Origin of the sequence: Pseudoalteromonas pernae (assembly GCF_039831865.1) — a bacterium.
GTDB classification, from domain to species: Bacteria; Pseudomonadota; Gammaproteobacteria; order Enterobacterales; family Alteromonadaceae; genus Pseudoalteromonas; species Pseudoalteromonas pernae.
Genome location: NZ_JBDODM010000002.1, coordinates 625,839 through 640,523, shown reverse-complemented (window position 1 = coordinate 640,523; position 14,685 = coordinate 625,839). Strand labels below are relative to the sequence as shown.

At 47.1% G+C, this 14,685-nt stretch carries 12 protein-coding genes; 6 read left to right on the top strand and 6 right to left on the bottom strand.

Annotated elements, in window-relative coordinates:
• Positions 1-12: 12 nt before the first annotated feature.
• The 4 genes from V1358_RS07150 to potA are packed head-to-tail and all read right to left on the bottom strand — an operon-like array spanning position 13 to position 3,767.
• A complete protein-coding gene (locus V1358_RS07150) occupies positions 13-1,047 on the bottom strand; it encodes an extracellular solute-binding protein (RefSeq protein ID WP_347391706.1) in 1,035 nt (344 codons plus the stop codon).
• Entirely contained in the window at positions 1,044-1,817 is a 774-nt protein-coding gene (potC, locus tag V1358_RS07145; protein WP_347393043.1) for a spermidine/putrescine ABC transporter permease PotC, read from the bottom strand. The genes V1358_RS07150 and potC overlap by 4 nt, the downstream gene beginning before the upstream one ends.
• Positions 1,801-2,661, bottom strand: coding sequence for a spermidine/putrescine ABC transporter permease PotB (potB, locus tag V1358_RS07140; RefSeq protein ID WP_347393042.1), 861 nt, complete (start codon positions 2,659-2,661; stop codon positions 1,801-1,803). The genes potC and potB overlap by 17 nt, the downstream gene beginning before the upstream one ends.
• Complete coding sequence (gene potA, locus V1358_RS07135) at positions 2,661-3,767, bottom strand: spermidine/putrescine ABC transporter ATP-binding protein PotA (protein ID WP_347393041.1); 1,107 nt, start codon at positions 3,765-3,767, stop codon at positions 2,661-2,663. The genes potB and potA overlap by 1 nt, the downstream gene beginning before the upstream one ends.
• 404 nt (positions 3,768-4,171) lie before the next feature.
• On the opposite strand from potA, the gene V1358_RS07130 reads away from it, so the two are divergent.
• Positions 4,172-5,161 (top strand): substrate-binding domain-containing protein, encoded by a 990-nt coding sequence (locus V1358_RS07130; protein WP_347391710.1) that lies wholly within the window; start codon positions 4,172-4,174, stop codon positions 5,159-5,161.
• A gap of 12 nt (positions 5,162-5,173) precedes the next feature.
• On the opposite strand, the gene V1358_RS07125 is transcribed toward V1358_RS07130, so the two are convergent.
• Complete coding sequence (locus tag V1358_RS07125; RefSeq protein WP_347393040.1) at positions 5,174-6,139, bottom strand: sensor domain-containing diguanylate cyclase; 966 nt, start codon at positions 6,137-6,139, stop codon at positions 5,174-5,176.
• Between the two features lie 261 nt (positions 6,140-6,400).
• Between V1358_RS07125 and V1358_RS07120 the strand changes: the two genes are divergently transcribed.
• The 5 genes from V1358_RS07120 (at position 6,401) to V1358_RS07100 (ending at position 13,771) form a co-directional block, all read left to right on the top strand.
• Complete coding sequence (locus V1358_RS07120) at positions 6,401-9,277, top strand: M14 family zinc carboxypeptidase (protein ID WP_347393039.1); 2,877 nt, start codon at positions 6,401-6,403, stop codon at positions 9,275-9,277.
• A gap of 117 nt (positions 9,278-9,394) precedes the next feature.
• Positions 9,395-10,189, top strand: coding sequence for a glutamate racemase (gene murI / locus V1358_RS07115; RefSeq protein ID WP_347391713.1), 795 nt, complete (start codon positions 9,395-9,397; stop codon positions 10,187-10,189).
• A gap of 203 nt (positions 10,190-10,392) precedes the next feature.
• Positions 10,393-11,109, top strand: a complete 717-nt coding sequence (gene pdsO, locus V1358_RS07110) for a sortase-associated OmpA-like protein PdsO (protein WP_347393038.1) — start codon at positions 10,393-10,395, stop codon at positions 11,107-11,109.
• Positions 11,110-11,136: 27 nt separating this feature from the next.
• Entirely contained in the window at positions 11,137-13,170 is a 2,034-nt protein-coding gene (locus V1358_RS07105; RefSeq protein WP_347393037.1) for a marine proteobacterial sortase target protein, read from the top strand.
• Positions 13,163-13,771, top strand: coding sequence for a class GN sortase (locus V1358_RS07100; RefSeq protein WP_347393036.1), 609 nt, complete (start codon positions 13,163-13,165; stop codon positions 13,769-13,771). The genes V1358_RS07105 and V1358_RS07100 overlap by 8 nt, the downstream gene beginning before the upstream one ends.
• Here the strand turns inward: V1358_RS07100 and V1358_RS07095 are convergent.
• Complete coding sequence (locus V1358_RS07095; RefSeq protein ID WP_347391717.1) at positions 13,672-14,619, bottom strand: DMT family transporter; 948 nt, start codon at positions 14,617-14,619, stop codon at positions 13,672-13,674. The two genes, V1358_RS07100 and V1358_RS07095, sit on opposite strands and share 100 nt — an antisense overlap.
• Positions 14,620-14,685 lie beyond the last annotated feature (66 nt).

The following is a 14,685-nucleotide window of genomic DNA, read 5'->3' as shown; positions in this document are numbered from 1 at the left end:
CTTAGTTACGCCTTATTGGCCCACTTTCAGTTTTTCCCAGTACTGGTTGTAAAGCTCCATTGCTTCACCTACATCAGTTTGGAATACACCTTGTTCGATGATTTCTGCTGGAGGGAAGATTACTGGGTTAGTGCGTGTTTCTTCATCGAGTAGTTCTAATGCCGCTTTGTTAGCCGTGGCGTAGCCCACGTACTCAACACAGGCTTGGGCGATGTCTGGGCGCATCATAAAGTTGATGAATGCGTGTGCTTCGTCAACGTTTTCAGCACCTGCTGGGATAACAAAGTTATCAACCCAGAATACAGCGCCTTCTTTTGGGTATACGTATTTCAAGCTGTCGTCTTCTTCTTGCGCCAACATGACTTCGCCGTTCCAAATCATGCCAAGCGCTACGTCACCGGCTAAATACGGTTCGCGTGGTGCATCTGAGTTAAATACCAATACATTTGGCATCAAGCTTTGCAGGCGCTCATACGCTTGTTTGATTTCTTCTGGGTTGGTGGTGTTTGGCGAGTGGCCGTTTAGCACCAACGCCATGTGGAATACTTCACGCACGTCGTCAGTTAACAGCAGTTGCTTTTTGTATTTCGGGTCCCAAAGCTGTGCCCAGCTATCGATAGTCGCAACATCCATCTCTTCGCTGTTAACGCCAATGCCTGTTGAGCCCCAAAAATAAGGCATGCTGTATTGGTTATTTGGATCGTACTCTTTGTTAAGAAGCTGTGGGTCTAGGTTGCTTTTGTTACTTAGCTTAGCTGGGTCTAGCTTTTGTAGCATGCCTTCTTTAGCCATTTTGGCAACGTAGTAAGTTGATGGAACAACGACGTCGTAGCCCTTGTTCTTTTGCAGTTGCAACTTCGAGTACATCACCTCGTTGCTTTCGTAGGTCGAATAAACCACTTCGATGCCCGTTTCTTCGGTGAACTGAGTTACCACATCTTCAGGAATGTATTCACTCCAGTTGTAAACAACGACTTTACTAGCCGCAAATGCGTTCGCTGCAGCAAGCGCAGCGGTGGCAGCAATCAGGGTGCGCAGAATCTTCATGCGTATTTTTTCCTTTTAGTTAAAACGCTGAACGCGATGAGCGACAGCGCCGAGAAAGCGAGTAACAAGGTGGCAAGTACGTTTACCTCTGGCGAAACGCCAACTTTCACCATTGAAAATACCCGTATGGGTAACACTTCATATTCAGGACCAGTCACGAACGAGCTGATGATCACATCGTCCAAACTGAGCGTGAAAGTTAATAACCAGCTAGCAGCGATCGCTGGTAGCAATAACGGTAGCATAATATGGGTAAAGAACTGGCGCTCACTCGCACCTAAGTCTTGTGCTGCTTCAACGAGGTTAGGATCAAAACCACGCAGTTGCGCGTATATAGTGATCACCACAAACGGTAAACAAAAGGTGGTGTGGGCGATGAATAACGTCCAAAAACCAAGTTGTAATCCAAGCACCATGAATAATACCAAGAAGGTAATTGCCAGCACGATATCAGGTGACATCATCACAATGAATAACGAGCTACTGGCTGCTTGCTTGAATCTAAATTTATAGCGATATAACGCCAGCGCCATAAAGGTACCTAAAATCACCGATGCACTGGCGGCGAGCACCGCAATCGTCAATGAATTAGTGAAGGCGGTAAGTAGGGTGTCGTTTTCAAGCAGTTTTTCATACCATTTCCACGAGAACCCAGACCATTTATGACCATATTTAGATTTATTGAACGAGTTCACCACCAACACGGCAATTGGTGCATACAGGAACAGAAAAGCAACAGTTAAGAAGGTGCCTTTAAAGAGCTTCGTCATCCAAACCTCCTTTGCGTTGCACCAGCTGGTTTGCTTTGTAATAGGCAAACAGCATTAACCCCATGATGACTATCAGGCTAATACTGAACGCCGAGCCAAATGGCCAATCACGCACCACTAAGAATTGGTTTTTAATCACGTTGCCAAGCAGTAAGTTAGTGGCACCACCGAGGATATCGGCAACATAGAACATGCCCATCGCCGGTAAGAACACAATTAAACAACCGGCGACAATACCCGGTGACGTCAACGGCAAGTAGACATGCCAAAAACGTTGCAGGGCATTAGCTGATAAGTCTTTGGCGGCTTCCACATAGTCGGCAGAGAGCTTCTCAAAGCTGGAAATAAGTGGCAGCACCATAAATGGCAGCAAGATATACACTAAGCCAAAAATCACCGCAAATTCGGTGTACAGCATATTCAACGGTTCATCAATAACGCCCATGCCCAGCAAGGCGGTATTAATTAAGCCTTTTTTACCGAGAATGAGTTTGATGGCGTAAGTGCGAATTAAACTGTTGGTCCAAAACGGCAGCATCATCAATACCAGCAGCACGTTTCGGGTCAGCGGCGATTGGCGCGAGAGAATAAACGCAAAGGGATAGCCAATGAGCAAACAAATAACGGTAGAGACGCCAGATAGCCACAAGCTATTCAAAAATACATCAAAGTAGATAGGTTGAAATACTTTTTTATAGCCCTCAAGCGACGCAGGCCAAATCGCCAAGTGCTGACTGTCGGGCGTTAAAAAGCTCGTCACCAACACCAGTAGGTGAGGCACAACCACCATGATAGTTAACCAAGTGAAGGTGAGGGTGATCACCATACGACGAAAGGAAAACATTAAAGCACACTCTTTTTGATCACGTGTTCCCAACCATCTACCCAGTTGATCCACACTTTTTGGTCGATGCGGTAATCGAAATCTGGGTCATCTTCGTTGAAGAATTCACTGGCGCGAATTTCTTGGTTATCAGCCACTTCAATTAAGGAATCGAGAGTTTGCCCGGTGTAGCTGCGCTCTTTAATGTGACCAAAGAAGCCTACGGAATCGCGCGGTACATCTTCTACATATTCAATGCGCAAATCTTCTGGACGCAGAAGTATGTGTACTTCATCACCGGTGATGAGTTTTTGGTCGCAATGCACGCGCTTTTGCACCCCTTGGATCTCTGCGAGGTATTCATATTCACCTGTTTTTTCCAGTATCACAGCGTCGAATACGTTAATTTCGCCAATAAAGCGTGCGACGAATAAATTCACCGGTTGTTCGTAAATGTCGCGTGGGGTGCCAATTTGCTGTGCTTGACCGTTGTTCATGACCAAAATGCGGTCAGACATAGACAGTGCTTCTTCTTGGTCGTGGGTCACATACACAAAGGTCACACCAAGCTGGCGTTGAATTTGTTTGAGTTCCATCTGCATCTGTTGGCGTAGCTTGTAATCAAGCGCTGACAGTGATTCGTCTAACAACAGAAGTTTGGGGCGCATGACAATGGCACGAGCAATAGCTACGCGTTGCTTTTGGCCACCTGAAAGCTGCGAAGGCATGCGTTTTTCAAATCCAGTGAGTTTAACCAGCTCTAATGCTTCTTTTACTCGTTGTGCGCGTTCTGGTGCAGCGACACCTGACATTTTCAAACCGAAGGCAACATTCTCGGCCACCGACATGTGAGGAAATAAGGCATAGCTTTGGAACACGGTATTTACCGGACGTTGCTCAGCAGACACGGCATTTACGTTTTGATCATCAATGGCAATCACGCCAGCATCTGGCGATTCAAAGCCCGCGATTAAACGCAGTACTGTGGTTTTACCACACCCTGATGGTCCTAGGATCGTAAAGAATTCACCATCGAAAATTTCTAGGTTGAAGTCAGTTAAAATGTCCGCTTGGTCGAAACTTTTAGACACTTTTTGAAATGACAGCAAAGTAGAAGAAGTGGCCATTTATGGCGCTCCGGCATATCAAAAAAAACGTTCGGCATTTTACACGCTAAACTACGCATAGAGGAATTCAATTTATTCACCAAAGTCCCCTCCAAGTTCGTCATTTTAGCAGAAATAAGCGCTATAAGCGGCAGTGTAGTGCATTTTACTTCCTTCATCTTATTGTTTTGATTGGCTTCTTTATCACTGATTCATATTGATGCTTAGATCAACATAGTACTAATATGATGAGAGCAAATTCAGTTCTTTGGCTTTTTTTGAGGTGCTGTTTACTTTCTCTGAGTGCGCGATAGTGCCCTCTTGCCCGTACATTTACATAATTCACAAAATGGTGTGATAATGTTCACAAAGGCACTGACGCCGGAACGTTCTGAGAGTTGAGCAGTGACAGTGGTGATAAATATATGATCTTTTTTAAGCGTGCTTTGACGTTATCGCTATTTAATATCTTGGCTTTGGTAAGTGTTGAAGCAACGGCCAAATTAACCTTAGCTGTGGTGGGGAAAACGAAGAATGACACCTTTTATCAGGCGTCTTTTTCTGGCTGTAAAGCGTTTGCAGAATCCCATCCGGACGTAGAGTGCATTTATGACGGCTCAGATGATTATCAAGATGTGCGTACACAGGTCTTGATAGTGGAGGAGTTGCTTAATCAAGACATCGACGGCTTGCTGGTATCGACAACAGATTCGGAGTTTCTTGCTGGACGCGCGCTGACCCTGGCCAAGAGTAAAGGTATTCCCGTGATTACCTTTGATTCTGATTTACTTCCCCAACATGCGCATTATCGTTTGGCTTATGTCGGTACCAATAATTTTGATTTTGGCGTGGCGCTTGGAGAGGCTGCACAAGCTTTCAGCAATCAAGCGAACCAATCTGTGTGTATTCAATCGGGGCACCAAAGTACGCCGAATCTTAACGAGCGTATTCGAGGTGTGCGTTTTGCCCTATCTAAGCAAGCAGATCAGCGCCTTGACGGTGCCAATGGGTGGACTGAACATCCGCGCTGCCCACTATATACAATGGGGCGCAGAGATGAAGCCTTGGCACAGTTGATGACGCTAATTAGCTATGAACCGCGTCCTATGTTTATCGGCGTTGCTGGGTTTGCACAGTTTAATCCTGACTACATTTCCCAACTGGGCCCCTACAAAGAGCAAATTGAAAATAAAGAGCTGGTTATTGTGTCGGCGGATACAGAACAAGAGCAATTGCTTGCGCTGGCTGATGGACTCTCAAGTGTGAATATCGGCCAAGACCCGTTTGAGATGGGGCGAAAAGGTGCTGAGCTACTTTACAACTACATTCAACACGGCAAAAAACCAGAGCAAGAGCATTACTATTTACCCTTTCATTACTGTAATAAGGGCAACGCTAACAGTTGCACGCAGTGAGTAGGTAAAGCGTTAACGCCTTGCGTCACGCTTATTTTTTTTGTGCTCATACATATGTGAATCGGCCCAAGTGATTAACTCGGCTAGGCTTTGTTCCCCGGTAAACTCCGCGTGACCTAGGCTGTATTCAAGCACCAAGGTAGACTCTTGAGCACTGTTATATGCGTCAATACGCTGGCTTAAGCGAGTTAACAGGCCTTCTAGTTCTGCTTCGTTGGTATTGCTGAACAGCACGACGAACTCATCTCCTCCCATACGTGCAAAAATGTCTGAAGCACGTAATGAATTACTCAAATGCCGCGCAAAATCCTGTAAGACTTTGTCACCAACGTTGTGGCCATGGGTGTCATTGATATTCTTAAAATTATCTAAATCGATAAACACCATGCAGGCATTTTGCTGCTCACGTTTACAGTGCGCTAAGGCATGTTGCGCCAACATTTCAAACCCACGTCGATTACTAATTCCAGTGAGCTCATCAAGAGTCACTAATGTGGTGAGTCTGAATTCATGTTCAATAAGTAATGCTAGCTCCTTGAGCATGTGAATATCAGCATCGGTAAATTGCTTTGGTTCTTGGTCAATCAGGCACAAGGTACCAACTGCATAACCGCTAGGTGAGCTAATTGGGCAGCCCGCATAGAATCGTATATTCGGAGGATCTAACACCAGTGGGTTATCAGAAAAACGCTCATCAAGCAGTGCATTTGGGATGATGAGAGGCTCCTGTTGGTTAATTGCATGCCCACAAAAAGACACCGAGCGCGGTGTTTGTGCTTCATTTAACCCTTGACGCGATTTGAACCATTGACGATTGGTGTCAACTAACGTGATCAACACTATGGGTACTGAAAACATGTGCTTAGCGATGCGGGTGATCCGATCAAAGCGCTCTTCTGCTGGCGTATCAAGCAATTTTAAGAGTTGCACAGCCTCAATTCTGGCTTGCTCGTTCGCGGGAGTTTTGGGTTCAATCATCACATATCCTGTGGCTACGTCTGTAGTATAGCTATGTCACAACTTTTGGCTGTGAATTAGGACTATAAATCTGCAGATAGAACAACAATCTTACTGTGCTAGTGACACTAACGCGACCATTTTATTTTCCAATCAAATGCGAAACGCTCAGTTCACCCCTAACTACCGCAGAGTTTTGTTAGTTGGTCTTAAATCCGCACAGTGGCGGTGCTGACTGCTATATTTGATGGTGCGTAAAATTATAAAAATTAAGAGAAAATAATGAAATTAAACAGGATCCTAGCAAGCGTAGCTTGGTGTGGCGCTATGCTCAGTGCTCACGCTCAAGCCACTGTATTGATGAAGCCCACACCATTATCAGGTGCGCAATACCCCGCACTGCATCAGGGGGAGTACGATTCCGCGATTACGCCGGCGCAGGATATTTTGGGCTTCGATGTGGGGCAGCGCACCGCAACACCAGAGCAAATTAATGAGTTGGTTAACCTGTGGGCGCAGCAAAGCGAGAAAGCGCAAATCATAGAATATGCACGTAGCTATGAAGGCAGGGCGCTGCACTATTTAGTGATAAGCTCACCGAAGAATTTAGCGAATCTGGATAACATAAAAGCGAATATTGCCAAACTCAGTGAGCCAGACTCTTTATCAAAAGCGCAAATCGACCAGCTAATAGACGAAACACCGGGCACAGCTTGGATGGCCTATAGCATTCATGGCAATGAGTCGTCAGGTTCTGATGCATCTTTGGCCTTTATTTATCAATTACTAGCAGCCAAAGACCCCAAGGTGGCGTCATTGCTGGATGATCTGGTTATCTTAGTTGACCCCATGATGAACCCTGACGGTCGAGCGCGCTTCACTAAACGCTTGCAGGAAAACCGTGGCACCGCGCCTAACTTTGATGTGCAATCTTTGCTGCACTCAGGCGCTTGGCCATTTGGCCGCACCAACCATTATTACTACGACCTCAACCGCGACTTTTATTTTGCTGTAAACCCTGAATCAAAGGGGCGCATTAAAGCCATTAATCAGTGGTTCCCGCAATTGATGATTGATGCTCACGAAATGGGCGCATTGGATACTTTCTTGATGGGCCCGCCGCGCGAGCCACTCAATGTCAATATTCCTAGCAGCACAAGGCAATGGAGCGAAGTATTTGCCGATGAGCAATCCGGTGCATTCGACAACAAGAACTGGCCTTACTACACCGGCGAGTGGTTCGAGAACTTGTATCCTGGTTATTCAAACTATGCAGAATATAAGGGCTCAGTGCATATTCTTTATGAGCAAGCGCGTACCGCGGAAGATGGCGTGAGACTTCACAACGGCAATATTCGCACCTACAAAGAGTCGGTGGATCATCAATATGTAAGCTCGTTGGCAAACTTAGAAACGCTACAAAAATACAGCAAGGCCATGTACAAGGACTTTGTGAAAAATCGCCTTGCGCACATTGACCCACAAGGCAAATACGGCCAGCGCAGCTTTGTGATATTGCCTACGGATAACACTTCTCGATTGCATAAGTTATTGGATATTTTAGATTTACAAGGTATTGAATACGCAATTACCACCGCAGATATTCAAGTCAGTAAGGCCAAAAACCACCTCGGCCAAGTTAAAGCGACCACCATTCCTAAGGGTTCCATTGTTGTGCAAAACCGTCAATATGATGCGCCTTTACTTGCCACCATTATGGAATTTGACGCTGAGCTAAAAGACTCGGTATTGCTCGAAGAGCGACAAAATACACTGCGTGATGGCAGCTCAATTATGTACGACACCACCGCTTGGAATGTCTCCATGATGTATGGCTTACCCGCATTGGAAGTACCACAGCATCTTGATAGAAGTCTTGGTGAGTATCAGCGTCCGAGCGAGTTTGGCTTAGTAGATAAAGAGGGCGCGATTGCCTACATGGTAGATGGTGCCAGTGATGCGTCGGTGGCGTTTGCTGCACGCTTGCTAGAGCAAAATGTGAAAGTGCGCGTGCTACATAAAAAAGGCTTGTTTGACGATCAAGAGTTCAACCGTGGCTCGGTGGTAGTTAACAAATACGATAACGCCATGAGTGACACCCAACTTAAAAAACTGCTCGACCAGACTGCAAAGGATGTCAAAGTACAAGCATTGGCAGTGACGCGCGGTTTAGGCAAAGGTGACTTACCAGATATTGGCGGCGAAAACTTCAAACTGTTAACACCACCAAAAATTGCCTTTATAAGCCAAAACGGTATCGCACCGGGTGATATCGGTTCGATGTGGCACTTGCTAGATACTGAGCTGGGCATTCGCCACAGCCACCTTAATCAAGAGATGTTGTCGTTTAGCGATTTGCGTTTGTACAACGTGATAATAGTGCCCAGTCGTTGGTACGGTGAACTCTCGAAATCAAACATCGTCACCTTAGATAAGTGGATTGAAGCGGGCGGCACCTTGATAGTCAATGGTAACTCTGCTGCGCAGTTAGCCTCAGCAGAAGAGTTCTCGAATGTGTCTTTATTAAAAGCGAGCTTTGAAAAAGCGGGTGAATACGATGTTGCCCTTATGCGTGAATGGCAAGCCAAGCAAGACACCATCGCCAATGCTGAATTAGTTAACGCGAATACAGTGTCAGCTAGCCTGTCTTTCCCATGGGATAAGGGGGAGAGCATAAAACCCATGTCGAAAGAGCAACTTGAACAATGGCATGATTGGACGGCAGCCTTTATGCCTTCTGGCGCGATTTTAGCTGGACGTACCGATCAAAAACATTGGTTAAGCTATGGTGTGACGGAGCAACTCCCTGTACTAGCAGGCAACGTGCCGTTATTTATGACCAAACAAGGTGTGGATGCAGTGGTGCGCTACGGCGTCATGAGCGAGAACAAACAAGCTGAGCAGCGCATGATTGGTTGGGCTACGGTGCCGCAGGGGCAAGATTTGTACGTGCGTATGAGCGGTTTGTTATGGCCTGAGGCGGCGCAGCGTATGAGTAATACCGTCTATCTTACCCGCGAAGCTAAGGGGAATGGCCAAGTGATCATGTTTGCCAATGTGCCGAACTTTAGAGGCGCAACCAAAGGCACAGCAAGGCTGCTGTTGAACGCGATTGTGTACGGTCCAGGTTTGGGCACCGAAATGATGATTCATCTTTAACTCCATGTTGTTGTCAAAAGCCGGGCCATGAGCTCGGCTTTTTATTGCTTCCATGTTGGCAAAGTGCGGCAAAATCCTTAGAATTTGCCTCCTCATTTAATTACAGCGCGCAGTACCTTGCTTAATCACCCCATCGGCATTTTTGACTCAGGAATTGGCGGACTTACCGTTGCACAAGCGGTGCACCAACTCATGCCTTATGAGAACATTCTTTATGTCGCGGATGCGGGTTTTATGCCCTATGGCAGTAAAACGCCGATGCAAGTGCAACAGCGCTGTGAAGCCATTACCTCACACCTCGTTGATCAAGGGGCTAAAGCCATTGTGGTCGCGTGTAATACTGCGACTATGGCGGCTATACAGGCACTGCGTGAACGTACACAAGTGCCAATTATAGGAGTAGAACCCGGTGTGAAGCCTGCATTAGCATTGAGCCAAACTGGGGTTATTGGAGTATTGGCTACGCCTGCAACGATTGCTTCTTCGAGCTTCCAAAATCTTTGTGAACGACAGTTGCAGGGGCGTGGTTCTATAGTCTATCAGTCCTGCCCAGAGCTGGCGTCATCCATTGAAGCGCTGCACTTGGAAGGAGAATACATGCAAAGGCTATTGTTGCAGTATGTTGAGCCTTTGTTGGCGCAGCAGGTTGATACCCTCGTTTTGGGCTGTACTCATTATGCCTTTGTGCTGCCTACGTTAAAGCAAATTCTCCCTGAGCATGTTCAAGTGGTCACCACGGAACAAGCGGTGGCTCAACAAGTTAAGCGTCGTATAGCGATGCAAACATGTAGCGCTAGCGCCCTAGGTAAGGTGCAACTTCAAACTTCTGCCGACGTCACGAATTTACGCCAGCAAGTGACTACTTTGTGGCCACAATTAACCCCTGCTTCTATCGCCAACAACACCTTTTAGCCCTTATTTAACAAGCTGCTTTAAAAGCTGTTAAGGAACCGCTCAGGGTTGCCTTTTTGTTGCCACAATTGCTCTGTAATTCTCCTTTTTTACACCCCTTTGTTGCCACTGTGCCTTGTTTTAATTAGTTCCAAGCAAGGCGAGACACCAACCACTTATTTTCTCGCCCACCTAGACCAACTGAGTAATAAAGGATGAAAACAATGAAAAAACAACTTTTAGTAACCGCACTTGTATCTGTCATGGTTAGCGCGCCAGCAATGGCAAAAGAGAAAAAAGAAATGGCGCCTGAAACGGTGTGGGGTCTAGGTGGCGGAGCCGCATTCGGTGCCATCGTTGGCGGCCCTGTGGGGGCAATCGCAGGTGCCTTTGTGGGTGCCATCATTGGTGAAAAAGAAGCGGCAGAAAAGACCGTAGATAACCAAGCGATTATGCTGAGCCAATATCAGGACACCGATGAACAACTGCGAAATTCCTTGGATAAAAACCGCGCTTTGATGGCGCAAATTAACGCCCTAGAAGATGAGCAATATCGTTTAGAGCAAGCCCGTGTAGATGACTTGCTGGCGATGACGGTGCAGTTTCGCTCGGGCTCAGCGAAAATCGAACCGCACTTTGCCGAACAACTTGACCAACTTGCACTGATTTTAAAGCGTAAACCCGATTTAACCCTCAACCTCAATGGTTACGCTGACGTGCAAGGTGATGAAGAAGCCAACCTGAGCTTGTCACAACGCCGAGCTGATGCTGTCGCACAACACCTAGTCAGCCAAGGCGTGAATCAAAACCAGCTGTATGCACAAGGCTTGGGTGAGCAGCGTATCGTCGCCAACGGCAATGAATACGAAACCAACTTCTTCGACCGCCGCGTGACGCTCACAGCGCGTGGTGCAACGCAAAGTCAGATGGCAAAGAACTAAGCAGTCATCACAGACGAGGACAAGATTATGTTGAGTAGTCCTAGCAAAGTGCTCGCAGCGTTTGCTGTGAGCCTTTTATCTCTTTTGTACAGTGCCACTTCTCAAGCGCAAGAAGATAACGCACAAGCGCGACTTAACTTTGATGATGCCCAAGGTGTCAGCGTTGCTCCGGGTGTGCTGTTGCACACTAAAGCGTCGATGCAGATCACAGGTCTCATCAATCACGTTGAAATCACTCAAGTATTTGAAAACCGTCATCCATTCGCCGTTAACGCCCAGTATTTATTCCCGCTGCCAAGTGAAAGTGCAGTGCACGGCATGGTTATGACGGTGGGGGAGCGCAAAATCATCGGCAAAATCTCGGAGAAACAAGAGGCCGAGCGCCAGTACCAAGTTGCCAAGCGTGCAGGGAAGCGCGCTGCTATTGTTAAGCAACAGCGCGCCAACATGTTTAGCTCGCGCCTTGCTAATGTCGGGCCGGGTGAAAGAGTAGAGATAACGCTTAATTACCAAGAGATGATAGCGTTTCGCGGTGCCCAATTAAGTGTGCGCCTACCTATGACATTTACCCCCCGTTATCACCCCAAACGTTATGAAATGCCCTCCCTAGAAGGTGCCACATCAGGGCGAGTGACAGGCACAGAGCAAGGTTGGTTGAGCCCCAAATTTGTGGCAAAACTTAAACCACAACACGATAGCGATACGCGTGATAAGCCCTTGCTGGAAGTAGACATTGATATCGATTTTGGCTTGGAATTAGAGCATATTCAAACGCCCCAGTTTCACTCGGTTATTACTAACCCAAGCTTTGGCCATTATCGTGTGCAACTAACTGATAACGATATGAACAGAGATTTTGTGCTGCGTGCCAAAGTGGCGCCGAGCAATGAAGCGCAAGCTGCCTTTTTCCGCCAAACTGCGAAGTCAGGGGATTATGGCCTGATGATGCTGATGCCACCAAGTGATGAGTTTATGACCACGCAGCGCTTGACCCGCGAAATCATTTTTGTGATTGATAGCTCTGGCTCCATGCATGGTGGTTCGATGGATGCAGCCAAACAAGCGGTGTTTTTTGCGCTTGATAATCTCAACGATAACGACAGCTTTAACATTATCGATTTTGACAGCAGCGCACGGATGTTCCGCCCGCAAGCTGTGGTTGCCAATGAATTTAACCGCGCCGAAGCCGAGCGCTTTGTGTATAACTTACAAGCGGATGGCGGCACTGAAATTGCCGATGCACTGAATCATGCCCTTGATGGTAAGTTACACCAAGACTATGTTCGCCAAGTTGTGTTTCTCACCGATGGTAGTGTGGGTAACGAGCAAGATTTGTATCAATTAATTGGCCAACAATTGGGCGATAGCCGTTTGTTCACTGTGGGCATAGGTAGCGCGCCGAACGCTTATTTTATGCGTCGTGCAGCGCATGTAGGTCGCGGTAGTTTCACTTTTATTAGCCACAGTAGTGAAGTGCAAAGCCAGATGAAGAAGTTGTTTGAACGTCTGCAAAACCCTGCAATTCGAGATGTGCAGCTAAGTGGTTCAACGACTCCTGAACTCGATTATTGGCCAAAACCATTGCCTGATTTGTACTTTGGTGAGCCCATTATGGTCGCCATCAAGCTCGCACCGCAGCAACAAGACATAGTGATTGACGCTAACAGCCAGTTTGGTCCATTACAGATGCGCATGCCGATGCATGACACTACTGCTCGCTATCCTCACAGCGAAGCCATTGCTCGGTTGTGGGCACGTCAGCAAATTTCCTCTTTATTGCTTTATAATCAGCACGACTTGGTGCGCCAGCAAGTATTGGATTTAGCGCTTGAACATCAGTTGCTTAGCCCGTTTACCGCCTTTATCGCGATTGAAGAGGTGCCAACATCAAGGGTTGCAGAGCATGATGAACAAGTCGCGAATCCCGTCGCCAAAGATCAAAGCATGATGCGTTTTGCACAAACGGATGGTCAGTCCATGTGGCAGCTAGTGATTGGCATAGTACTGATGCTTATTACCGTCGTATGGAGTTACAAAACCAGAGGTGTTCGCCATGGCTAGGTTACTGAGCATTCGCCAACGTCGTTTGCTCATCGTGGGCGTGTTTATCTTGGGGGCAAGCTTTTTTGCCCATGGCACTTACATGCAAGCCAAGGCGTGGTTGGCGCAGGCCCTTATAGAGCGGGCTTGGCAACAAAGCCTTGAGCGTCAAGGGGCCGATGTGGCTCCTTGGTACTACGCCGATACCCATGTTGTGGCCAAGTTAGCTGTACCAAAACTCGATATTGAACGTTACGTTTTGGCAGGCAGCAGTGGTCGCAATTTGGCGTTCGCGCCAGCCCATGATTTGGCATCGAGTCCACTAGGTGAACAGGGAGGCAGTGTTATTGCAGCGCACAATGACACCCACTTTGCTTTTTTGCGTCACGTGAAGGTGGGTGACGAAGTGGTGCTGACGTTACGAGATGGACACACTGAGCGCTACCGCATTACAGCCAAGCAAGTTGTCCACGAAAGTGATACCGACTTGGCGATGAGCGATGGGCTGCACTTGGTGACGTGTTACCCTTTCAATTCACCTGTCGCTGGGACTGATTTACGTTTGTTGGTGTCGGCATCTAGGTTAATGTCATCTTCTTCCATATCAACCACAACAGCTTGATGGCGTTGACTTACCATTACGCCCACAAACACTACCGCGATGCTCAGCCATTGCCAAAGGGTGAGTACTTCACTCAACACAATGGCGCTGAGCAGAAGGGTAAAAATAGGGATCAAATTAGAATATGCGGCAGCAGTTAGCACCGATACTTTGCTGATGGCGTAGTTATACATGCCGTAACCGCCAAGGGTAACGAACGTGCCCAAATACAGAATATGAGCAAACGCGATAGGGTCGTGTTCTTGCGGCATGTCTACAAACAGTAAAAACGGTGAGAAAAACAAAGAACCAGCAAGACCTTGCAGTGCAATAAGGGTGAGCGGTGCATAACGGGCACTCAAATGTTTAACACTTATTGTGTAAAACGCCGCACACATCATGGCGAGAAACTCAAGGGTGTTCCCCAGTAGTGGATTAGGCGCTTGTTCAGAACTCGGTGATACGGCAGTGAGCAAGATACTGCCGCCAATACACAGGGTAAAGCCGACAATGATGGCGCGGCTGATATGCTCTTTAAGCATAAAGAAGGCGAGCACAGCAATAATCAATGGTAAACATGAAACGATGACACCAGCTTGCGATGCAGACGTGTATTCCATGGCGTGGCCTTCAAATAAGAAGTATAAACAGGGCTCCGCCAAGCTCATTCCCACTAGGTATTTCCAATCGCCTTTTTGATATTCGAAACGTTTTACAAAACGCCATAAACACAGACTTACAGCCAGAGTTGTAAGCATACGCAAGAAGATAACAATCGTTGGGTCATACGCGCCCACTGCGTATTTCAGGGATATAAATGAACTCCCCCAAAGGAAGGTCGCGATTATTAAGCAAAGACTTGCAGGCATAGGGGTAAAACGAAGTCGAAAAAACGTGTCGAGATGCTAGCACACTTGAATTAAATTAACTTGTTT